The following is a 22,163-nucleotide window of genomic DNA, read 5'->3' as shown; positions in this document are numbered from 1 at the left end:
TAAAATTAATAGTTTAGGTTTTATATACTATTCTGCTTGAAATGCCTGTGAACCATTTTTTCCTCCGAAAAATCTTTTATATAAATATATGTTTAATGCCATAAAAACACTATAAGATACAAATGGCAAGTATATTAATGATATATCCATAAATGGTGAAGCAATAAATGTTCCAATTGATGAAAAGCCTAATCTTGATCCCTGATTAAGCCCAGAAATTCTTCCTCTTTCTTCTGGAGGTACCATGGAAAGCATGGCCGATTGCTGTATGGGTATTGCAATGACCCTTAATGCTGGAAAGATTATATAAATACCTAAAGAAACAGGTAAAATTCTAATGAATGGAAATATCAATATTAATGGTATTGTTAACCCTCTAGTTATATAAATACTCCTTAAGAACCCAAGAGCTTTATCAATTTTAGGGGCTAAAAGCATCGAAAATGTAGCGATTAATGATGCTATTGTTGTATATATGCTCATATACGATCTTGAAACATCGTAAAGAACTATAAATATTGGAATCAAAAATGGTGTAACTAAACCGCTTGTTAATCCATTTAATATGCCAGTTATAGAAAACTTTAATGTCACATTTCCTGATTTCATTTTAATTGATTTTGCTCTTATATGTTGCGATTCTATGAAATAGACAAAGATTAAGGGTATTATACTAATTATTGTTGCTAATTCTAACTCGATCCTATAAGAAAATATTCCTCCTAATAATGTACCTCCAGCAGCTGCTATATTTCCAAAAAATGCCATTAATGATATTAAAGTGGTTCTATTTTTTCTAGTTGTAAAATCTGCAATTAATGCATTTTGAACTGGAGCTACAGCCCCGCCTATTCCTCCACCTGCCATTGCGCCAGTATTGCTTATTCCTCCTAAAATTGCTGCAATCACTGCTGTAATAAAATTAATTTTGATTAATAAAATTAAAATGGATATAGTCAATACAAGCGATGAAAAAAGAAGGCTCAACTTTCTACCTATGAAATCAGCTAAGTAACCAAAGGCTATTGAGAATAATGCTGTAAACAATGCTGCTAAGGCATATACTAAACCTAATGTGGATAAATTGAAATGAAGCATCTTTATTGCTATATAGGGATAAACAATTGAAATTATTCCTGCTGAAACGCTTCTCATTATCCTTATTATTGCAAGATAATTTAGGGAATTTCTTGTATTGCTCATATGAACCCCCTAGAATTATATCTATGCAACATATATAAATATTTTATACTATATTTTATATGATATCCCTTTCTCGCATATCATAGAATTCTTATCTATTATGTTTCCATTTTCATCTAATATTCCATAATAGTATGCAACAGTTGACGACATTGCAGCTATATTATCACCATTTTTATATATTACCATCTTTTTATAATTATCTTCTTTATTATCAGGATAATCAGAAATGCATGCTGATGATATTTTTATATTATCTTGATCTCTTTTAATCTTCATAGCAATAACATTAAATGTTCCTATAAAAGCCCCTATTTCTTTAATGTACTTATCTGCATCATACAATATTTTATCTATATCTCCATCGAATTTAGATAAAAGCAAACCTAGTATTTCGCTGTCTGTATATAACCTATAATCAACATTTAATTCCTTTGATATAATTTCTTTATCAACAACTCCGTTGTGCGCTAATATTAGTAAAGAATCCTTGTTATGTATTAAATAGGGGTGAGAATCTATAAAACCCCTTATTGGTTGCCCTTTAGCTGCCAACCTAGCGTGAAATATTGCATGATAATTTTTATCTTCATCAATGTTTAATGAAATTTTATCTTTAAATATGGGAGATCCACTTTTATAAAAATTAGAAATGTTACTATTAGCAATATAATAACCCCAACCGGTATCATGAGTTAATCCTTTAGCAAAGATATCATTTCCAGCTGCATTCATTAAAGAATTATACAATTTTTCTATAAAACTTCCCTTAGCATTTGCTATAAATAATCTACACATTTTTACTCCTCCCATTTCCCGAGTTTTAAAGCCAAAAGCAAGTATATTATAGTTTCAGCAAGCAATATCAAAAATGAATAGTAATTTATAATCCTTTTAGTCATAAAATCTTGTAAAAATATCGATGCTGGAGTTGCTGGAGATAGAATAAGAGGATAAAGTGCTATTTTTGGCAAAAAAGTGTATGGATAATATAAGGGAGGTAACATGGTTAATATAACTGAGAGTAAACTACCAACGCCCCAAGAATTCCTCATATGAGAAACCCTGCTACCTGTCATATATGCTAAACTTGTTGCAGCAACCATAACAATAATAAGCGTTAATATAGTTAAACCTAATAATGATAATGAAAATATCTTATAAAGAAACCCTAAAACAAAATAAACAAATAATCCTGGTAATGAATATAGTAAGTTTCCAAGTCCAATACCTAATAAATATTCTATTGGGGAAACATCTGCTGCTATTAGTAGCTCTTGTAATTTTAATTCTAATTTGAAAAATGATGTATCTCCTATTGCGGTTAAAGCATTACTAGTTATTATAGATATTATCCCCCCTAAGATGGCATATTGAACTAGATGTCCTTTGCTAACGATGTATATAAAGAATAAAAGGGATAATGGTAATGCTAAATAAGATAGAACATAATAATAACCTCTTTTTATAGAAGAATAACCATAAAACCAAATGAATGCCAAAACAAACCTCCAATTAAATTTACTCGTTCTCAATCTCAACACCACTCAAAATTAAAACATCTTCTAAGCTTACTGGTTTTATAGAAATTTTATTGCTTCCATTTATTTTAACTTCACTAATCAATTTCTTTGCTTCTTCAGGTGTAACGTATGATATTTTTAACTCTCCTATTGATATATTACCAATTCCTTCAACCCTAACTTTCCCTTTAAGTGGCTCCATAAGTTCTTCTAAATTTCCCACCTTTATAGTTTTTCCTTTATCGATTATAGCAATTTGATCACATAAAGCCTGAGCTTCTTCCATATAATGTGTTGTTAAAATTACATTTCCTTTGAGCTGCCTTATTGCACCCCATACTTCTAGTCTAGATATTGGATCTAATCCAACAGTTGGCTCATCTAGAAATATAACTTCAGCTTGTGAAGCTAATGCCATTGCAACAAAAACTTTTCTCTTCATTCCCCCAGATAATTCATCTGTAGATGTATCAATAAAATCTCCAAGTCCTACTTCCTTTAAAGCCATTTTTGCAAGATTAAATGAATCTCTTATTGGAAAACCTCTTGCAGTTAAATACATAACTAGATGCTCAAGTGGGGATGAAATTCCAGCAGGTTTAGACTCTTGGGGTATACTACAGATCATTTTTCTTAATTTGTGCCTATCTTTTATTACATCATAACCCATTACAAATGCTTCACCCGAAGTTTGTCTCAATTGAGTAGAAAGAATTTTTACAAGTGTTGTTTTTCCTGCGCCATTTCTTCCTATTATGCAAGATATTCTTGAATTCAATTTTAAATCTAGTTCATCAAGAGCTTTAATCCCATTTCCATATATTTTTGTAAGCTTTCTTGTTTCAACAATGTTTGGCAATTTAATCCCCATTAATTATTTCTTTTTTCAATATATATTTTTTTGCTATATATGGATAACATTTTTTACTATAAAATATCGTTAATATTATTTGTGCGGGTAGGGTCGAAGGGTTCGCCACCCTTTAAAACCGAAGGCGTAATGCGGGACCAGTAATCCCATCATGTCATGCTATGTAATGAATGGTCCCTATGATAAGATGAACTCCGCGCCGTGGAGTTTGCAGTGGTTGAGGGTCTATCGGAGGATAGATACCTACAACCTTAATCGGGAGAACCTGGCCAGGCCCGGAAGGGAGCAACCTGTGCCCGAATGCAAACGTTCACGGTTTGCGGAGTAGATTTATCGTAGGGGTAAAACCTTCATTGCATAGCATGACATGATGGGAAGCCGCACATAATTTTAATTTTTGAATATTCAAAAGTGGTAAAAAGTATATATGATCTATAATTAGTTAGCACTTATATTTTTCTAGTAAAGATAAATTATAAAGGGATTTAATTTGAACATTGATAAGAAATATTTATGGATAGTATCAATATCGACATCATTTGCAGCAATATTAACACCTTTAGATAGCACAATAGTAAGCATTTCATTACCATTTATTTCAAGAAGCTTAAAGATGAGCTATATAGAGACTATTTGGGTTCCCTTGGGATATCTTATAGCATTAACTGTGTTGCTTTTACCTATAGGAAGATTATCAGATATAAAAGGTAAGAAAAAATTTTTTACAAATGGTTACATAATTTTTATTATTGGTACTTTAATGAGTGGTTTATCATTCAATGGATTTGAATTAGATTTATGGAGAATAATTCAAGGAATTGGTGCAGCATTTATATTAGCAGTTGGAGGTGCCATCATAACAGAAACATATCCCCCTAATATGAGAGGTAGAGCGTTTGGTATATGGTCCTTTTCAGTATACTTAGGAACAACAATAGGACCGGTCATAGGAGGTATTATAGTTAGCATCACATCATGGAGATATATATTTTTCGTTACACTTCCATTAGCTATTATAGGTTATATTTTATCAACAAAATATATAAAAGAAACGAATATTAAATTAAATGAAAAAATGGATTATACAGGATCTGCCTTACTTATTATAGGTCTATTCTCTATTGTTTATGGTTTGACTTACGGATCATTTATAGGGTGGAATATTTATTCCATATTATTTTCCATATTTGGTTTAACAGTGTTTGGATTATTTTTGGCCTATGAGTATAAAAACTCATATAAAGCAATATTAGATGTTAATTTGCTAAAAAACAATGTCATGTTTACAGCAGGAAATTTGGCTGCTCTCCTTAATTATACTGGTTATTTTTACTTATCATTTTTCATATCATTTTATATGCAAATAATTTTAATATTTTCTCCTCTGATAACAAGCATCGCATTGATATCTCTTTCGTTATCAATGGTAATATTGTCTCCAATTAGTGGTTGGCTTTCCGATAAGATTGGCTCAAGATTATTAGCTACAACAGGTATGCTTTTAATAATGGTTGGCTTATTACTTTTGATCCCACTAGGTCTTAAGGCAACTTTATTCGATGTATCTCTTAGGATGATTATTATAGGAGTAGGAATGGGATTATTCTCATCACCAAACACAAGTGCAGTTATGGGTTCGGTAACGAAAGATAAATTAGGTGTTGCTTCTGGATCTTTAAATCTCATGAGGTTTTTAGGTCAGTCTTTAAGCCTCGCAATTGCAAGCTTAATAGTTGCATCATATATTCCAAAAAATGTGCTATCATCTATATTTACTGGAGTAGCTATTACAAATTATCAAATATCAGCTCAGTTCTTCATTTTAGGACTTAGAAGACTTTATTTAATCTCATCTATAATAATAGCTGTTGGTGCTGTTTTATCAGCATTAAGAAATAAAAGGAAATCTTGATAAACTCTATAATTCAGCATACTAATTTTTTATTCAACTAATTTTTTAATATTCTTATATAAAAAGGAATTAATATCATGACTTAATATTTAATAACAATTTCAAATATAACATATGCATAAACCTTATTATCGAATTTCTTTATTTTTGGTAAGACATGCTTATATTTATAAATCCTTTTTTATAATCATTAAAATTGAGGGCCGGTAGCTCAGACTGGAAGAGCGCTCGGTTGGCATCCGAGAGGCCCCGGGTTCAAATCCCGGCCGGTCCATATAACTGGCCGAGATTTTTATTTTCAAAAACATATAAACTATCTTATAATCAATAATATAAGGGGTAAAAATGATAAAAAATGAAGTTAAGGCCTGGATATTATCTATTGGAAATGAAATTTTAATAGGAAGGATAACAAATACAAATGCAACATGGCTATCAAAACGTTTAACATTCTTAGGAGTTAAAGTAACCAGAATTATTACGGTACCAGATGAAATTGATGATATTATTGAAGAATTGAGAAGAGGATTAAATAATGCAGATTTAATTATAACAACTGGTGGATTAGGGCCTACTTATGATGATAAAACAATTGATGCTGTTGCAAAGGCTGTTAATAAAAAACTTGTATTGAATCCAATTGCTTATAATATGATAAAGGCAAAATTTGAAAAGTCTAATCTACCCATGACAAAAGAAAGAGAAAAGATGGCGTATCTACCAGAAGGTGGAATTCCTTTAAACAATTCTGCAGGTACTGCCCCAGGATTGTTTTTGGAAATAAATAATAAAATTGTAATTTCATTGCCAGGAGTACCTAAGGAAATGGAGGCGATATTTGAAGAAGAAGTAATAAACAAAATAAATAAGATATTACCGCCAATATCTGTTATTGAATGCGGCTTTAAATTAGAAGGGGTTCCAGAATCATCAATTGCTCCAATTTTAGAACAAGTTGATAAAAAATTTTCTAATTTATATATAAAAAGTCATCCTAAAGGAATTGAAGTAAGTAAGCCAATACTTGAAATAAAAGTACTTGTATCTGATAAAAATAAGGAAGAAGCAAGGAAAAAGGCTGAGGGTGCATTGCAAATTGTCAAAGAAGAAGCAAAAAAGCTCAATGGAAAAATATCTGAGGAGTATTGTTAATAAACAAATAATCCTAACCATAGTTATCGCATTAATTGGAGTATTCATAATCATTATAAATTCAAAATTTTTTTATAATCAAAAATTATTATGGGCTGGAATTGCTATAATGGTGGCATCCCCATATATATCATTTTATATTATTTATAAAATTTATAAAAATAAAATATAAGTAAAGTATTGACTTCTATTTTTAACTTCCAAATACAATAATTATCAGGGATCGAAATGTCTGAGCAAATTAAAGAGAGTAAAAGACCTCCAAACCTAGAAGTTTCAGGAGATAATGAACTAATAAGGAAGGTTGAGGACGCATTAAAGGAAGTATATGATCCAGAAATACCAGTAAATGTTTATGATTTAGGTTTAGTTTATCAAATAGAAGCCAAATATGTCAATAATAAACCTAAGGTTATGATAGTAATGACTTTAACAGCTATAGGATGCCCAGTAACAGGATCAATATTAGCATATGTTGAAGAAGCAATAAAAGACAGAATTCCGGATATTGATGATAACATAGATATAGAAGTTACTTTTGAACCTCCTTGGAATCCTGATATGGTTAGCGAGGAAGGTAGAGAATTACTAAAAGAAGTTTATGGATATGATGTTGTTGAAGAATGGAAGAAAAACATGCAAAATGTTCAACAAGGATTACAGTCTTAATAACAACTCATAATATATATTAATTTTAACTAAAATATAATTTTGGGGCATAGAATGGTTAATAGAGCCAAGTGGATAATAGGAATAGATGAAGCAGGAAGGGGAAGCATTATTGGAGAGCTTATGGTAGGATCTTATGCTATACGCGAAAATGATATTGATTTTTTAAAAGAAATTGGAGTTAAAGACAGCAAGATGCTTACACCAAATCAGAGAGAAAATTTGTATGAGATTCTAATCAGAAAAGGATTATTTTCAGTTATTCCTATAAAACCATATGATATTGATAGAAATAATATAAACACATTAGAAGAGAAAGCAGCAATACAAAATATTTTAAATTTAAAAAGACAAATTGGGAATATATTTGAGATAAAATCAATAATTATAGATAAGTTTGGGTATCTAAAATTAATGCCATCAAAACTGAAACAACTAGGATTTAAAGGTGATTTGATAGTTGAGCCTAAAGCAGATGTTAATTATCCAGTCGTATCTGCTGCGAGCATAATAGCAAAAGTCATTAGAGATAGAAGAATTGAAATATTAAGAAAATTATATGGCGTTAAGGGAAGTGGATACCCATCAGATCCAGAAACAATTGATTATGTTTTTTCAGAATTGAAAAAAGGATACAAACCCTTATTTATAAGATATTCATGGGAAACATTAAAAGGCACAGAATACTATATTAAGAAAAGTAAAAGAACCTCCAAATCCCTTCAAGATTTCATGAAATAGGGGTGTAAAAGACGAGTAAATCTGCAATAAACAACAGACCATTTGAAGCGCTTTTGAAATTCATGGATAATTATGGATATTCAAAAATAGGATCAAGAGAATGGCTTGAATTAAATAAAATAAGTAGATTAGGTTTTCAGTATTTAGCTACAGAAACTTTAATAAGAGAATATTCTTTTATAGAAGATGAAACATATCGTGGAAAGGAAATCTATTCTGAAGAGTGGAAAGGAAATAAAAAAATTATATTATATTCCGATGGAACAGAAAGCGCGGATGTTGTTGTTAGTAGAAAAGTAAATCCAAATGTAAAATCACTCTCATGGAGATCTTTGCTTGATTATTTACCACAGCCCCCCTTACCTTTATTTGTTATAGATATGAGCATGAAATTTATACATACCCCTGAAGAATTAGCTAAGTTGAGACTCCAAATAGGAGTAAGCTTATCAACACTAAGAGAATATTTATGGGATGCTCATTTAGCAATAACAGGAGCTGATGAGGAGACAAGTAAATGGTTATTAGAAGTTCTAGGATATAACAAAGTCTCTATCTCTAATGCAAGGCCAAGCGAAATACTTTGGGGATTTGATGCTGATAAGGTAATTATATTAAGACCTGATGCACCAAATCCTTTAAAACCTGAAGATGTCTTAACAGCAGATGCATTTCTTATTGGGGGAATTGTTGATAAAATACCAAGGCCAGGAATGAGTAGAATGCTAGATAGCCTGGTACCATGGGGCATTCCAAGAAGATTAGAACTAAGGGGTTCGGTTATTGGGGTTCCTGAAAGGATAAATAGAATAATAGAAATATTATTAAAAACTAGGTATTTATACAATGGAGATATAACAAAGGCTATTATATCAACTATGACAAAGAAAGATAGAATATCAAGAGCATATCGTGAAATTATAAAGGATTCAAAAGATGAAGGAGGAGTTAAATATGTCACAAAAGAAAATTATAATATGCTTAAAGCCTGGTTACCATTAACATTTGATGAATATCTGGAAGCAGCTAAGAGGGCACATATAGAAGTTAGGGGTTAATTACTTTTTGCTAATAAATAATTAATGTTTTAATTTATGTAAAATACATGATATAATGTGAATAAAAACAGAAAGCTAAAAATTAATACACGATTCAAGATAAAGCCTCCTATTTACATAAAGGAATTAGTGAAAAAAGAGTATAATAAACAAATAATCCTTATATGCTTTAAATAAACTAAAAATATCCTTAATAAAATTTAATATAAGGGGGATAAGTTTGAAATTTATAAAAATTGGTAAATTTAATGTATCAATTTTAGGTTCAGATAGTTTCGGAGTTAGATCATTGGCAACATTTGTAAATGTATGCAATAAAAATATTGGTATTGATCTAGGAGCCTCATTAGCCCCAAGAAGATATGGACTACCGCCTCATAAAATCGAGTTAGAAAGATTAAGTAAAGTTTTGTTAGAAATAGAAAATGCAATAAACATATCTGATTATATAATAATAACTCATTATCATTATGATCACTATATTAAAGATAAACCAAATCTTTATTATGGAAAAACATTATTTATTAAAGATCCAAAAAAGAATGTAAATAGGAGCCAATCATATAGAGCAAAGGTGTTTTTAATTGATAATGAAGTTCAGAACAAGGCAAATGTAAATATAGCTGATAATAATAAATTTGATTTTGGGGATTTAAAATTAGAATTTTCAAACGCATTATGGCATGGAGAAGATAAAACAAAGGTTGGAAAGCTAGTTATGGCTAGGATTATATGTAACGATCAATCTATAATATTTGGAAGCGATACTCAAGGACCAGGTAATCAAGAGGCATTAGAAAAGTTAATTGAGTGGAAAGGTGCAGAGCTATTAATAATTAGTGGACCCCCTACATATTTTGCAGGCTATAAGGTTTCTCAAGAATCAGTAGAAAAAGGCCTTGAAAATATGAAGAGTCTTATAGAAAAACACGTTTCAAAAATTATAATTGCTGATCATCATTTGTTAAGAGACATACACTATAAAGACATATTGAAGGATCACTATAAATTAGCAAACGATAATGGTGTTTCTTTAATAACAGCAGCGGAATTTATGGGATACCCAATAGATCAATTAGAAGCAAGGAGGAAAGAGCTTTGGGGAAAATAGATATTATATATCTTGAAAGCGCTTTAGAATTGATACCTAAAGAGATTATAAAAAAGAGAAAAATCAAATCAAATTCTAGCATTTTGGATATAAATTTTCATTATAAGGATATGCTTAAACTTAAAGATTTTAAAAAAAGAGGAAGACCTGATATTATACACAATTCATTACTTAACATATTAGAAAAACCCTTTGTCATTGATGGTAAAGTGGATGTATATATGCATGTCTACGATGGGAGAGTTTTTAAATTTTCTAATGATATTAGAATACCCAAAAATTATGATAGATTTAAAGGGCTGATGTCACAGCTATTAATTTATAATAAAGTTCCTCCAAATGAAGAAAAACCATTAATTTATTTAGTATCAAAAAACCTTGATGAATTCTTAAATGATAAAAAAATTTTGCTATTAACTGAAAATGGTGAGGAACATAGCGTAGATGATCTAATAAATATAGCATTAGAAAAGAAAATGCCCATTGGAATAGGAGCATTTGCTCATGGAGATTTTAATGAAAAAACTAAAAAATATGCATATAAACAAATAAGATTATACCACGGATATAAATTCAAGTCATGGGATATTACATGTTTTATATCATCAAAACTTATGGAAAAAGCCATTTAAATAAATTAACCTAAAACAAGAATTAGAAATTGGGGAATTAAAATTGGCCAGGCTTTTTGGAACAGATGGAGTAAGAGGTATTGTAGGAGAGCTAATAACGCCAGAATTTTCATTAAGGATGGGCCATGCAATAGGAGCATACTTTGGAAAAGGTTCTAGATTACTTATTGGAAGGGATGTAAGGTTAGGTGGGGATATGGTTGTTAGATCATTAACTGCAGGCCTACTTGCTGAGGGAATCAAAGTTTACGATGCAGGCCTACTTCCAACACCAGCTTTACAATATGGAATAAAGTCTTTGGGTTTTGATGGTGGAGTTATGATTACCGCAAGCCATAATCCACCTGAATATAATGGAATTAAAGTTATATCAAGCGATGGGATAGAAATACCCCATGAGAATGAAGATATTATAGAAAACTATTATTTTAACAATTATTTGTCAAAAATGGAATGGAGATCTTATGATAATTTTGTAAAGAGTAGGGATGATATAATTGATATTTACATAGATGCTATAATTAACCAGGTTGATGTAGAAAAAATTGCTAAGAAAAACTTTAAAGTTGTTGTTGATTGTGCTAATAGTGTTGGATCTTTAACTTCTCCATTATTATTAAGAAAATTAGGTGTAAAAGCCTTTACAGTAAATTGTAACTTAGATCCATATTTTCCAGGAAGGAATCCTGAACCAAATGCAGAAACATTGCAGAACACATTAAATTATATAAAATTAATTAAAGCAGATGCAGGTTTTGCTCATGATGGAGATGCTGATAGAGCGATGGTATTAGATAATGAGGGAAGAATACAATGGGGAGATAGAACGGGCGCATTGTTAACAGAATTTTCATCTAAAATATGGAAAAATTATAATAAGAAAACGTATACAGCTGTTTCGAGCAGTATACTTGTAGAAGAATATCTAAAACCTAAGGGAATTGATGTAGCTTGGACGCCTGTTGGGAGTGTTACCATAGCTAGGGAAATAACTAAAAACAATGATGCCATTAGTGGTTTCGAAGATAATGGGGGTTATTTGCACGTACCCCATCATGTGGTAAGGGATGGAGCTATGACAATTGCATTAACTCTATACATGCTCTCTGAAACTAATGAAACATTAAATAATATTTATAATAAGCTTCCACAATATTATGCAATTAAAGCAAAAATAGAAGCTAATAGAGAACAGGCCTTATGTGGTGTAGAAGCAGTTAAAGAAAAATACTCATCTTATAGAATGATTACGATTGATGGGGTAAAGGTTTTTGGAGATGATTTTTGGTTACTTGTTAGACCAAGTGGTACTGAACCCATATTGAGGATAACTGGAGAAGCAAAAGATAAAGAAAAAATTGAAAAAATTATCAACGATACAATAAAATATGTTAAAGAGAGATGTATAAGGTGATGTAAATGAGATACTATTTCTTTGAATTGCTAGCCTGCCCTGAATGTAAAAGTGACAATTTAATGCTATATGAACTAAACGTAAAGGAAGATAAGGTTGATATAGATCCAGAAAAAATTAAATGTAAAGAAAAGTGTGCTTTTCAGAAAAAACCAGCTAATGAAGTTCCTATTGATATATGCAAGAGATGTGTTAATTTAGATGTAATTGATGGTATTATTATATGCAAGAATTGTGGTAGATGGTATCCTATAATTGATGGTATACCGAGAATGCTTAATGATAAGTATAGAAAATATCATGAAGATGTGGAACTCTTAAGAAAATATCTTGATAAAATTCCTTTAGATATTAAAAATTTAATGAAAATACCAGAATTAGGCAAATAATTAAATTATTAAGCTTTTATCTAAAAATATTATAATAGGTGAAACTATGCCAGATATTGCCATATGGCTAACAATAGGAATTGCTCTAATAATGATTGGATTCTTAGTTATACTTATTGGCACTATTTATTCATCATCAAAAAAAGACCAAACTCAAAAATCTGAGGTCGGAGGGGTAATAATGATTGGGCCAATTCCAATAATTTTCGGAAATTCATGGAGGGCTGCAAAAATAGCTATTATATTGGCAATAATTTTAATAACTTTAGCAATTGTTTTTATGTTAATTGGAAGGATAGCATTCTAAAAAGAGTGTTCTAATTAAGATAATCTTTTTGCAAATTCTTCTACTAATAAATCATATTTGCTTTTCAATTCATCAATTTTACTTTTATAATCATTATCTATTTTCTCCTTAAAAACTTTATATATTTCTTCCAGCTTTTTTAATCCTTCTTGTTCCAACCTTTCCTTATTCTTATCAATATATGACATCTTTTCACCATCCTCGATTTGTTTTATACATATACTAAAATTTATGCTTTTAATTTCCTATATTAATAAACTAATTTTTATTAATTAAAACCGTAAATTTTTAAACTTTAAATTTCAAATAAATTATCGGGATTTGTTATGAGCGTATCTGAAAAAGATGTAATGGTCTCAACAACTCCTTATATACCAGGATATAAAGTAACAAAAGTTCTAGGTATTTGTCTTGGCATAACAGTTAGATCAAGGGGGCTTGGGGGTAGAATTTTAGCAAGTCTAAGGAGTATAGCTGGAGGAGAAATAAAAGAGTTTACTGAAATGTCAGAGCAATCTAGAGTTCAAGCCATAGAAAGAATGATAACTCATGCAAAAGGATTAGGAGCAAATGCGATAATAAGCTTTAGGCTAGATTCGAATGAAGTAGCTGAAACTATGGATGAAATTATAGCCTATGGTACAGCAGTGGTTGTTGAACCTGATAAAAGTATAGCTGAAAGCAAGATGGAATAAATATTAAAGATTTACAAAAATAAGAATGTTATCAATTAATAACTGCTTACTTTCTCCTACCCTAAAGGGTTAACTTTAGTTTTGTGTAAATACTTAAACTGCTAAAATAAAACTATTTAATCTTTTCTTATATCGTAATTAAAATGATGAAAATTGGCAAACATAACTACCTGGTTAATAATAGGATTTACTTTAATAGTTATTGGTATGCTAGTTATATTTTCAGGTACAATTTATTCATCAATTCAACAAAACATTACCCAAAAATTTGAAGTAGGAGGTATAATAATGATTGGACCAATTCCAATAATTTTTGGAAATTCATGGAAAGCAATTAATATTGCAATAATATTGGCAATAGTTCTAATGATATTAGCCATAGCTTTGATAATAATTAATAGAACTTTTCTTCCAAAAATCCCAAGCTAAATTTAAAAAGTATTTTGCAAATTTCTTAACAAAGTTTTAACTCTTATTTTAATGTTTGCTATCTAATTTAACATATCATTAATTATGTTATTAATATATTAAATTAACTAAAAATCAATTATCTAAATTTTTGCTATAATGTTTCTATAAAATTTAATTTAAAATCAAATTGCATTAAAAATTGAAAAATTATAATTGTGCTTTGTATAAAAATACAACAACAGCATAGAAATAAGTATTACCATAGCTTGATACATTCCATGAATAAGGAATTGATACAAATATCTTTACAGGTTTATAATAATTTGTGGGATTTGGAGCATTAATAGGCTGCAATACTAAATTACCATTTGTGGGATCTATATAACTTACAGATGCAGGAGTAAAGGATTTAACATTTTTAAGAAAAGAAGCTCCATATCCTAAATTGCTGTAATTATTTAATACACTAATCCCATATAACATGAGATTATAAATTGTTGTGTCAAGCGTTAAAGAAACATTTTTACTTGGATTTCCAGAAAAAGCTGGGAATTGATAATAAGCATAGTTATTATAAGTAGATATAGATGAATATGCAGAAGTTAATGGATTTCCAAATATTGGATTAACCTTATACGCGATTCTAAGCATTTGATATGATTTGGCTATATCTCCTAAACCATATGTTATTGAATAAATACCTGCACTTGGGTTTAAGGAATAAATGGATGGATAAGGTATCATTGTAACTGAGTTAGTATTATTATTATAGATTCCCAAAAAGATATCATAGGTAATTATATATGTATCGTTCTTTGGTAGATTTAGCAGAGTTAAATATCCTAAGCTTGTATTTAAAGTAGAGGTAAAAACATCGGCAACTATCTGAATTTGAGTTCCATTAATTGTAGAACCATCAACTACTGTTGTTCTATTTCCTAACACACCAATCCAATATCCATAATCCCACCATGATACTATAACAGCATTATTATCAGTATTATTTTTGATATAACTCAATGCATCTAACCAAGCAGAGTTTATTGGAGAAATTATTTTCGATCCTCCATTAGATGTTGGAACAGAAATTGGACCCAAATAACCAGTTTCTATATCTGGTGCCATTAATTTCAGTGTATTATAATCAGATCTGCTATAGTTTAATGCCATACCTAATACGATAACAGATAATATAACTCCAGCAGCTATCGAAGAATAGTTAGGTTTTTCTATAGTTTTTCTTGTTTTCTTATTGTATTCCTTTGATTTAAAGGAAAGGAATAAACTTATTGATACTCCAGTAGATAACGATAAGTAAAACGCAGCAGAAGATAAAAAATAAGCTTCATTTATGCTTGTATATACAAAAATAAATCCATATATAAACAAAGCTAATTTAAGTATTTCTATTCTTGACATTTTATCTTTATTTAAGTAAATGATATAAAATTCCATAATAAGGCCGATTATCGTTACAAAAAATAAAATTCCATAATCTGCCATTGCCTGACTAAAGGTGATTGATTGGTATTCTGCTACTGTTAAAGAAACAACACTATTAATTGGCGTAATACCTAATCCTATTAATACCCTACTCGGTAGTGAAATTAAACCTGTAAGTATTAATGAAACCAATATACCAAATGCAGCAATGATAAACCATAAATGTACTTTTATATCAAAATTATCCTTTATGTTTATTTTCCTTAATAGCTTAACTCTCCACATCTCTTCTTCTACCAAATACAACATAATAATTCCAATCAAGCCTAATCCTACACTATGTGTGTAAAATGATAATCCAATCGTTGGAGATAAGGCTATGACACTTGTATATCCTAAAATTATAAGAATATAATTCAAAAGACTTCTCCTATTAGGTCTAAATATAAATGGTTCTAAAAGGATATATATTGCTAACATTAAAGCGATATATTCATATCCACCCCAAAACCATCCAACTAATCCTCCAAATATACCAGCTAAAATAGAGTATATTGCCATGACTTTTATGGATATTTCTCATTCAGTGAACTTGCAAAAAAATATAAAAACCATGAGATTAGTGCAAAACCAAATATTCTTTTACCTGGAAAATTTGCAAATGTTTGATCAAACAATATAATTGGATAAAATCCTATTACAGATGCTGATATAAGACCAGAAATTTTTGAGCCGGTTATCTTACTAACAGCAAAGAAAACTCCTAACATAGCAATGATCGAAAAAGCAACTGGAAGCAATCCCAATATTTCAATTAATTTTGACTGGCCTAAACCAAGGATTTTTGATATAATAACAGTTAATATTGACATTCCCAAATATTCAGTTTTTAAAAAATTTCTTCCAATTGGATACCACCAAAAAGTCACATGCTTTAATCCATCAAAGTTAAATAAATGATTATAAAAATAAAGGGATAGCCAATATCTTTCCCATGGATCTGCCTCATTTAAATATTTTAGTCCATAATTAATTGCTGGAAGCAACCTCAGATATGTTGAAAAAATTACTACTATTACAAATACTACATAAGTTAATATTGATTGAAACTTATTAGATGTAATAATTTTTTTAAATCTATTTGACATTTTGATTCCCTTTAATTTACTCAACATCAAATTAAAAAATTTTTTGAAAAAAACTTAAGATATATCAATTATTATTTTTATAAATCAATAATTAAGAAGAACAAACATTTAAATAAAATATAAATCAATAATTAAGAAGGCTTATTTCAACTTGTCTATATACATTAGAGTCAAGTGTATATATTTAATCCTATAGATAATATGTATAAGTCAAATCCAACAGAACTTATTTATATCTACTCAGAAATACAATTTTTTAATATTTTGTTAAAACAAAATATTTAAGAAAAATTATTTCAAAACTATAAGAGTCTGTCTTAATTTTATTTATTATTTTTCATTTAATTTCTTTAATAACTTTCTTTTTCATACTATTAAATGGTGACCTTATAGTGTTAGGAACCTCTAATGATTATTTAAATAGGTTAAAAGAAAGAGAAAAAGATATTGATATTTATGTTGGAGGAGAAAAGGTTGAGGATGTTTTAAATAACCCAGTTATAAGGCCCTCAATTAATGTTATAACAAAAACATACGAATTATCTTTAAAAAATGAATATAAAGGTATTTTAACGGTTATGCAAGATAATGAAGAAATAAATAGATTAGTTTATGTTGAGAAAAGTATAAATGACTTAATAATGAGAGCAGAATCACAAAGAATACTTAATTCTCATATTGGTAATTGCAATTATAGATGCACAGGCCATGATGGAATTAATGCTGTTTATGCATCTACTTATGATATAGATTCTAAGTTAAACACAGAATATCACAAAAGATTTCTTAGATGGCTAAAAGATGTACAATCAAAGGATTTGGTAGTTGAAACAGCTATGACAGACGTTAAGGGAAATAGATCAAAAGGACCTTTGGAACAAAAAAATGATTTTGCTTATGTACATGTAGTTGAGAGGAAAAAAGATGGAATAATTGTTAGAGGAGCAAAAATGCATATTACCGGTGCTGCAATAGCGGATGAAATATTGGTTATACCAACAAAAAATATGAAACAAAATGAAAGAGACTATGCAGTATCTTTTGCAATAAAACCAGAAACAAAAAACGTTCATTTTATATCTAGTTGGCACCCAATGGATATAATGAAGAAGGTTTCTAAAGATCTTGGAACAGATATAGATTATCCATTACCATTTGGTCATAGAAATACATATTTAATAATTTTTGATGATGTTTTTGTTCCTAATGATAGAGTTTTTATGGACGGAGAATATGAGTTTACAGGCAAATTAATAGAATATTTTGTATCTCATCATAGAGCGGGAGGGGGACCTTGCAAAGCAGGTTTTGCCGATGTTATCCTTGGTTCAGCTGCATTAATGGCAGATGCAAATGGTGTGCTTAATGCAAGTTACATACAGGACAGGCTTTTAGATATCATGAGACATGGAGAGTCTGCTTATGCAGCTGGATTAGCGGCTATGGTTAAAGGATATAGACATCCAAGTGGGGAGTATATACCAGATTTTAGATTAGCCAATATAACCAAATTAGATTCAATTGAACATCTAAAAGAAGCTATTATAGCGTCAGCTGATATAGGTGGGGGAATTACAGTTAATGCACCTTCGTCTAAGGATCTAAATATTGAAGGACTTTCAAATAAGATCGCGGAAGCTTTAAAAGGAAATGAAAATTACACTGCTGAAGAAAGGCTAAGAATAGCAAGACTTTTACAGCTATGGGTTGCAGGACCTCATCTTGTTGGTCTAATTCAAGGAGGAGGTCCTCCTGCAGCAGAATTATTAGCCCTCAAAAATGATATGAAAAATAGATTAAATGATTTAATAGAAAATGCTAAAATAATGGCTGGAATTAAAAAAGAATAACACCTTATATTAAAATAATTAAACAAGAAACATAAAACAAAAAAGTAAATAACCCTTAAATTATAATAAAATCTAATAATTATTTTTATAATTTAAAGAAAAGTATTAAAAAACATTTATTAACTATGGATTCTGAATATAATGGGAGCAAAAATGAATAAATTAATTTGGTTAGCAATAATATTAACTCTTGGCCTAGCTATATCAATAACGGGCATTGCATACTATTTAAATTATAAAGAATATTATAATAACATAAATAACTATTATAACCTTCAATCTTTTACTAGATATCCTATTAATGAATCAATGGAGTTGGCTAATGAAATTCCAAATTATGTCCATATATATAAAAATAATAATTCTATTGTGATAGACAACAATAATATAAATTTGGTTGTATTAGCTATGATGGGTAATGATGCAGCAAACATGACAAATTCAACTGTTCCTTCCTATTCTCATGGGGACGTCTTTGTAATCTATGGTTTAATAAATCCAACATTAATTGTTCCATCAGGTTCAACCATTCATGTGTTATTTATCAACTTAGATGATGATATGTATCATAACTTTATTATCACAACAACCCCTCCACCATATCCATATAACGTTATGCCTTATGTTGGCATGAATGGGGGTATGGGACCTTCTATGAGACTCTATATGACTTGGTTGCCTCCAGCTAATTATAACAATAACTATGCATATGGCTATGAATACACATTTATAATCAATTCGCCAGGAAATTATTGGTATTTATGTACATACCCAGGTCATGCTGAGAATGGCATGTACGGTGAAGTCATATCACTTCAGTAATATTATTCATGCAATATCTTTCTTAAAGCATTTATTAGTATATATGAATTCTAATCAATTAAAGATTAAAAATATAAAAGTTATTTTTAACTTAATAATACTATTTGTTTTGTTATTTGGAAAATTTCAATACTCTTAATTTTTAAAAATTTTAAAAATTATATTTTATTCTATTTACTTCATTTATTACTTCTTCAAAATTTTCTTGGGCTTTATTATACGCATCTACTATATTTAATTTCTTATAAAAATAATAATAGGAAACTAAACCTGTTATTATATCTCCTGATCCAGTTCTATCCTTAGCTATATTTCCTGAAGGCTTTATTTCCTTTGCTTCATTTTTATCAATAATAACAGTATTCTCAATACCCATTGTATAAAGTAAAATCGAATTTATAGCAAGATTTTTAACGAGGTCAAGTGGTAAGTCATCGCTTGAAATGTGAAATAAATCTATATAGTTTAATGGAACTAAATCCATCCACGCTTTTAACGACCTAACATAACCTTGAGGATCTAAAACTATTGGTTTATTTAATAATTTTATTTGTTCAGCCGGAATTTCATTAAATATAGGAGATAAAATAATAAAATCGAATTTAATATTCCTAGTTTTATTAATTAAATCATTAACATCTATTGGTATTATTTCACCAATAAATTTTGTTAACCTTTTGTCCTGATTATACTTATGATAGAAAACTGCTCCCTTTACTTTCTGACGAATACCTACAGTAATTATATTAATTTTTTCTTGTAAATTAACCGTTTTTTCCGTTTCATAACCAATCGGTCCATAAAAATAAACATTACAATTCATTTTTCTTAATGCAAAACCTGCATATAGGGGCGGACCACCAGCGCAAATAACTTCATTATTATTTATATTAATTATATCAACAGTAGGCGATGAGATTATTAATGCATTGCAAACCAAGTCTTATCACTCACAGGTTTTCATTGTTATATATACCATTATATAATTTATCAGGTATATCTTTTAGTTTTATAAAAATTATTTGAGCAATTCTTGCATATTTTTCTATCTTAATACCTTTATCATTTAATACATTTAACAATGCTTCTCCTCTTCCACTATAACCAGGATCCCATAATGCACAACTAAGATTTGCTCCCATTCTTAACAAACTACTTCTAGGAAAACATATACCTATAGCTTCTTTTGGAATTTCTACTATATCAAAGAATCTTATTTTATAAGCTCCTTTAGATAGATCATACAAATTATCAATAGGCGCGATTTCTTCAGTATTAGGTAAAACCCTCTTTCCTTCTCCTAAATATCCTTCTTCTATAAATTTGAACACCTTATCTAACCTTAAATCCACTCCTGCTGGTTGTATTTGAGATTCATTAATCCCTTTTATATAATTTGACATTTCCTTACCATTATAAGCCAATTAAATTTCACCATTAAATTATTATACTAGAAAAATTTATTTATTAATGTTCTACAACAATTTATATAATAAAACTTTAATTATAAATAAAATGATACTATCTTAACTCTATTTCCGTTTTCATCATACATGTATATTTTACCATCTTCTTCATCTTGTGTTTTTCTATGTGATCCATCACAATATGGTTTATTCTTTGAAAGACCGCATGCACATACATGAATTTCTTTACCATTATCTAACTTTATAGCATATGGATGATTTCTTTCATGCAATACAATCCTAGCCATTCCTTTCACCGATTTTTCTGAAAAATTATAAAAATTTAAAAAAGAATATATATCTAGGATTATCTCCAATTTAAAAATTTTTTTGCTAAACATTAATTATTAATTTAAAATATTTATAGACAATAATGATATCTATTAAAATCACTTTTCATGAAATTGAACAAATAATATGTCATCAAGTTTTTTTATGAAACATTTTTCAGCCCATGAATGATTGCACTTTTATCATAACATATGTTGTAACCCCTTAAATTCTTTTGGCATATGTGACTCAAGCTTCAATTAGAAGAAACACTTTTTACTGAAAATCCAGCTTTTAATCCTTAATCTACATCATTATCAATGTTTATCCCTTCATCCAAATTTTTAATTTTCTCGATAAGCTAAATTTGTGTGAAGAACTTATTTTCTTATAATTCATTGTTCCTTGGTAAGTTCACAATTAATTGTGTTTAAAGAAATGATCATTATATTCATATATAACCTTGCCTCTTATTAATATTTTCTTTATTAGCTATCGATTGAGCAATTTTTTTTGTATTTCTCAACAGCATTATATCTATAAGACTCCAATAGCATGTTTCTTTATACATGAACAGTCTATTTTATTTAATCTATTCTTAGAAATATCATTACTAATTTTATCAAATAAGATTTTAAAAGAATACTTATAATAGAATCACACTAAAAATTTATTCTATAAATAAAGTAGAATTATTTCACTATATGTGGAATTATAAATATAGCAAACATTAAATTGAAGAACACTATTATAGTAATAATTGTATATAGATAATCCTTTTCTCTAGCGAACTGTATTATTCCTATAAAAACTCTCAGAACTGGTGTTGCTATTAATACTACTAGACCTAACATTATTAAATCAAGACCATTAAAGCTCATTATTCCTGATATTATGCTGTTAAATCCTATAGTTTTGGTATTTATATTAGATTTTGGATTAATAAGTTGGTTTAAAGTATAAGGATATGCCCCATTATGTATTATTAATAATGCAAAACCGAATATTATTAGTATAGCTGAAATAATAACTCCTATCCTTAATGCCCATCCTATAACATCTTCGAATTCTACCAT

At 29.1% G+C, this 22,163-nt stretch carries 25 protein-coding genes, 1 tRNA gene and 1 other RNA gene; 16 read left to right on the top strand and 11 right to left on the bottom strand.

Features of this window, described 5'->3' with window-relative positions:
- Positions 1–27 precede the first annotated feature (27 nt).
- The 4 genes from CALAG_RS00210 to CALAG_RS00195 are packed head-to-tail and all read right to left on the bottom strand — an operon-like array spanning position 28 to position 3,576.
- Positions 28–1,203, bottom strand: coding sequence for an MFS transporter (locus tag CALAG_RS00210; protein ID WP_015231734.1), 1,176 nt, complete (start codon positions 1,201–1,203; stop codon positions 28–30).
- 48 nt (positions 1,204–1,251) lie between these two features.
- Complete coding sequence (locus CALAG_RS00205; protein ID WP_015231733.1) at positions 1,252–2,001, bottom strand: class II glutamine amidotransferase; 750 nt, start codon at positions 1,999–2,001, stop codon at positions 1,252–1,254.
- A 2-nt stretch (positions 2,002–2,003) separates the two neighbouring features.
- Positions 2,004–2,747 (bottom strand): ABC transporter permease, encoded by a 744-nt coding sequence (locus tag CALAG_RS00200; protein ID WP_245529263.1) that lies wholly within the window; start codon positions 2,745–2,747, stop codon positions 2,004–2,006.
- Entirely contained in the window at positions 2,725–3,576 is an 852-nt protein-coding gene (locus CALAG_RS00195) for an ATP-binding cassette domain-containing protein (protein ID WP_048816850.1), read from the bottom strand. The genes CALAG_RS00200 and CALAG_RS00195 overlap by 23 nt, the downstream gene beginning before the upstream one ends.
- A 101-nt stretch (positions 3,577–3,677) precedes the next feature.
- On the opposite strand from CALAG_RS00195, the gene ffs reads away from it, so the two are divergent.
- From ffs to CALAG_RS00135, 12 genes are all read left to right on the top strand, one after another.
- An RNA gene (ffs, locus tag CALAG_RS07755) (signal recognition particle sRNA) lies at positions 3,678–3,982 on the top strand.
- A 105-nt stretch (positions 3,983–4,087) separates the two neighbouring features.
- Positions 4,088–5,509: an MFS transporter gene (locus tag CALAG_RS00190; protein ID WP_015231730.1), complete on the top strand. Its 1,422-nt coding sequence runs from the start codon at positions 4,088–4,090 to the stop codon at positions 5,507–5,509.
- A gap of 200 nt (positions 5,510–5,709) precedes the next feature.
- A tRNA-Ala gene (locus tag CALAG_RS00185) sits at positions 5,710–5,783 on the top strand.
- A gap of 71 nt (positions 5,784–5,854) precedes the next feature.
- Complete coding sequence (locus CALAG_RS00180; protein ID WP_015231729.1) at positions 5,855–6,661, top strand: nicotinamide mononucleotide deamidase-related protein; 807 nt, start codon at positions 5,855–5,857, stop codon at positions 6,659–6,661.
- 228 nt (positions 6,662–6,889) lie between these two features.
- Complete coding sequence (locus CALAG_RS00170) at positions 6,890–7,330, top strand: metal-sulfur cluster assembly factor (protein WP_015231728.1); 441 nt, start codon at positions 6,890–6,892, stop codon at positions 7,328–7,330.
- Between the two features lie 54 nt (positions 7,331–7,384).
- Positions 7,385–8,071 carry a ribonuclease HII gene (gene rnhB / locus CALAG_RS00165; protein WP_015231727.1) on the top strand — a complete coding sequence of 229 codons (687 nt, stop codon included), beginning with the start codon at positions 7,385–7,387 and terminating at the stop codon, positions 8,069–8,071.
- 62 nt (positions 8,072–8,133) lie between these two features.
- Positions 8,134–9,129, top strand: coding sequence for a hypothetical protein (locus CALAG_RS00160; protein ID WP_015231726.1), 996 nt, complete (start codon positions 8,134–8,136; stop codon positions 9,127–9,129).
- A 220-nt stretch (positions 9,130–9,349) separates the two neighbouring features.
- Complete coding sequence (locus tag CALAG_RS00155; RefSeq protein ID WP_015231725.1) at positions 9,350–10,240, top strand: hydrolase; 891 nt, start codon at positions 9,350–9,352, stop codon at positions 10,238–10,240.
- Positions 10,228–10,872 (top strand): hypothetical protein, encoded by a 645-nt coding sequence (locus CALAG_RS00150; RefSeq protein WP_015231724.1) that lies wholly within the window; start codon positions 10,228–10,230, stop codon positions 10,870–10,872. The genes CALAG_RS00155 and CALAG_RS00150 overlap by 13 nt, the downstream gene beginning before the upstream one ends.
- Positions 10,873–10,915: 43 nt before the next feature.
- Positions 10,916–12,286, top strand: coding sequence for a phosphoglucosamine mutase (glmM, locus tag CALAG_RS00145; protein WP_015231723.1), 1,371 nt, complete (start codon positions 10,916–10,918; stop codon positions 12,284–12,286).
- Positions 12,287–12,291: 5 nt separating this feature from the next.
- A complete protein-coding gene (locus tag CALAG_RS00140) occupies positions 12,292–12,675 on the top strand; it encodes a Trm112 family protein (RefSeq protein WP_015231722.1) in 384 nt (127 codons plus the stop codon).
- A gap of 46 nt (positions 12,676–12,721) precedes the next feature.
- Positions 12,722–12,982 carry a TIGR00304 family membrane protein gene (locus CALAG_RS00135; protein ID WP_015231721.1) on the top strand — a complete coding sequence of 87 codons (261 nt, stop codon included), beginning with the start codon at positions 12,722–12,724 and terminating at the stop codon, positions 12,980–12,982.
- 14 nt (positions 12,983–12,996) lie between these two features.
- Here CALAG_RS00135 and CALAG_RS07875 read toward each other — a convergent pair whose 3' ends face one another.
- Entirely contained in the window at positions 12,997–13,170 is a 174-nt protein-coding gene (locus CALAG_RS07875) for a hypothetical protein (protein ID WP_015231720.1), read from the bottom strand.
- Positions 13,171–13,308: 138 nt separating this feature from the next.
- Between CALAG_RS07875 and CALAG_RS00130 the strand changes: the two genes are divergently transcribed.
- Complete coding sequence (locus tag CALAG_RS00130; RefSeq protein ID WP_015231719.1) at positions 13,309–13,677, top strand: YbjQ family protein; 369 nt, start codon at positions 13,309–13,311, stop codon at positions 13,675–13,677.
- Positions 13,678–13,830: 153 nt separating this feature from the next.
- On the top strand, positions 13,831–14,106 hold the full coding sequence (locus tag CALAG_RS00125; protein WP_015231718.1) for a TIGR00304 family membrane protein: 276 nt from the start codon (positions 13,831–13,833) through the stop codon (positions 14,104–14,106).
- A gap of 189 nt (positions 14,107–14,295) precedes the next feature.
- Here the strand turns inward: CALAG_RS00125 and CALAG_RS00120 are convergent, their stop codons facing one another.
- Both CALAG_RS00120 and CALAG_RS00115 read right to left on the bottom strand, forming a co-directional pair.
- The gene (locus tag CALAG_RS00120) at positions 14,296–16,092 is read right to left on the bottom strand and encodes a hypothetical protein (protein ID WP_048816625.1); all 1,797 of its coding nucleotides are present in this window, start codon (positions 16,090–16,092) and stop codon (positions 14,296–14,298) included.
- 5 nt (positions 16,093–16,097) lie between these two features.
- The gene (locus CALAG_RS00115; protein ID WP_048816624.1) at positions 16,098–16,679 is read right to left on the bottom strand and encodes a hypothetical protein; all 582 of its coding nucleotides are present in this window, start codon (positions 16,677–16,679) and stop codon (positions 16,098–16,100) included.
- Positions 16,680–17,071: 392 nt separating this feature from the next.
- Here CALAG_RS00115 and CALAG_RS00110 point away from each other — a divergent pair, with 392 nt between their 5' ends.
- Together CALAG_RS00110 and CALAG_RS00105 are read left to right on the top strand one after the other, a co-directional pair.
- The gene (locus CALAG_RS00110; RefSeq protein WP_015231717.1) at positions 17,072–18,529 is read left to right on the top strand and encodes a 4-hydroxyphenylacetate 3-hydroxylase N-terminal domain-containing protein; all 1,458 of its coding nucleotides are present in this window, start codon (positions 17,072–17,074) and stop codon (positions 18,527–18,529) included.
- 153 nt (positions 18,530–18,682) lie between these two features.
- Positions 18,683–19,351, top strand: a complete 669-nt coding sequence (locus CALAG_RS00105) for a plastocyanin/azurin family copper-binding protein (protein WP_015231716.1) — start codon at positions 18,683–18,685, stop codon at positions 19,349–19,351.
- A 151-nt stretch (positions 19,352–19,502) separates the two neighbouring features.
- Here the strand turns inward: CALAG_RS00105 and CALAG_RS00100 are convergent, their stop codons facing one another.
- From CALAG_RS00100 to CALAG_RS00085, 4 genes are all read right to left on the bottom strand, one after another.
- Complete coding sequence (locus tag CALAG_RS00100) at positions 19,503–20,291, bottom strand: carbohydrate kinase family protein (RefSeq protein ID WP_015231715.1); 789 nt, start codon at positions 20,289–20,291, stop codon at positions 19,503–19,505.
- 10 nt (positions 20,292–20,301) lie between these two features.
- The gene (locus CALAG_RS00095; protein WP_015231714.1) at positions 20,302–20,775 is read right to left on the bottom strand and encodes a deoxyuridine 5'-triphosphate nucleotidohydrolase; all 474 of its coding nucleotides are present in this window, start codon (positions 20,773–20,775) and stop codon (positions 20,302–20,304) included.
- Positions 20,776–20,855: 80 nt separating this feature from the next.
- Positions 20,856–21,065, bottom strand: coding sequence for a CDGSH iron-sulfur domain-containing protein (locus CALAG_RS00090; RefSeq protein ID WP_048816623.1), 210 nt, complete (start codon positions 21,063–21,065; stop codon positions 20,856–20,858).
- Between the two features lie 714 nt (positions 21,066–21,779).
- Positions 21,780–22,163, bottom strand: coding sequence for a DUF1634 domain-containing protein (locus CALAG_RS00085; RefSeq protein WP_048816622.1), 384 nt, complete (start codon positions 22,161–22,163; stop codon positions 21,780–21,782).

The organism is Caldisphaera lagunensis DSM 15908 (assembly GCF_000317795.1).
GTDB classification, from domain to species: domain Archaea; phylum Thermoproteota; class Thermoprotei_A; order Sulfolobales; family Acidilobaceae; genus Caldisphaera; species Caldisphaera lagunensis.
The sequence above is the reverse complement of the archived record's forward strand: the minus strand, read 5'-3'. Positions and strand labels throughout refer to the sequence as shown.

What these genes read in the sequence shown, in the direction of transcription:
- CALAG_RS00210 (WP_015231734.1), bottom strand. Translation starts at nt 1,203, where the DNA reads ATGAGCAATACAAGAAATTCCCTAAATTATCTTGCAATAATAAGGATA.
- CALAG_RS00205 (WP_015231733.1), bottom strand. Translation starts at nt 2,001, where the DNA reads ATGTGTAGATTATTTATAGCAAATGCTAAGGGAAGTTTTATAGAAAAA.
- CALAG_RS00180 (WP_015231729.1), top strand. Translation starts at nt 5,855, where the DNA reads ATGATAAAAAATGAAGTTAAGGCCTGGATATTATCTATTGGAAATGAA.
- CALAG_RS00170 (WP_015231728.1), top strand. Translation starts at nt 6,890, where the DNA reads ATGTCTGAGCAAATTAAAGAGAGTAAAAGACCTCCAAACCTAGAAGTT.
- rnhB (WP_015231727.1), top strand. Translation starts at nt 7,385, where the DNA reads ATGGTTAATAGAGCCAAGTGGATAATAGGAATAGATGAAGCAGGAAGG.
- CALAG_RS00160 (WP_015231726.1), top strand. Translation starts at nt 8,134, where the DNA reads ATGGATAATTATGGATATTCAAAAATAGGATCAAGAGAATGGCTTGAA.
- CALAG_RS00140 (WP_015231722.1), top strand. Translation starts at nt 12,292, where the DNA reads ATGAGATACTATTTCTTTGAATTGCTAGCCTGCCCTGAATGTAAAAGT.
- CALAG_RS00135 (WP_015231721.1), top strand. Translation starts at nt 12,722, where the DNA reads ATGCCAGATATTGCCATATGGCTAACAATAGGAATTGCTCTAATAATG.
- CALAG_RS07875 (WP_015231720.1), bottom strand. Translation starts at nt 13,170, where the DNA reads ATGTCATATATTGATAAGAATAAGGAAAGGTTGGAACAAGAAGGATTA.
- CALAG_RS00130 (WP_015231719.1), top strand. Translation starts at nt 13,309, where the DNA reads ATGAGCGTATCTGAAAAAGATGTAATGGTCTCAACAACTCCTTATATA.
- CALAG_RS00120 (WP_048816625.1), bottom strand. Translation starts at nt 16,092, where the DNA reads ATGGCAATATACTCTATTTTAGCTGGTATATTTGGAGGATTAGTTGGA.
- CALAG_RS00115 (WP_048816624.1), bottom strand. Translation starts at nt 16,679, where the DNA reads ATGTCAAATAGATTTAAAAAAATTATTACATCTAATAAGTTTCAATCA.
- CALAG_RS00105 (WP_015231716.1), top strand. Translation starts at nt 18,683, where the DNA reads ATGAATAAATTAATTTGGTTAGCAATAATATTAACTCTTGGCCTAGCT.
- CALAG_RS00090 (WP_048816623.1), bottom strand. Translation starts at nt 21,065, where the DNA reads ATGGCTAGGATTGTATTGCATGAAAGAAATCATCCATATGCTATAAAG.
- CALAG_RS00085 (WP_048816622.1), bottom strand. Translation starts at nt 22,163, where the DNA reads ATGGTAGAATTCGAAGATGTTATAGGATGGGCATTAAGGATAGGAGTT.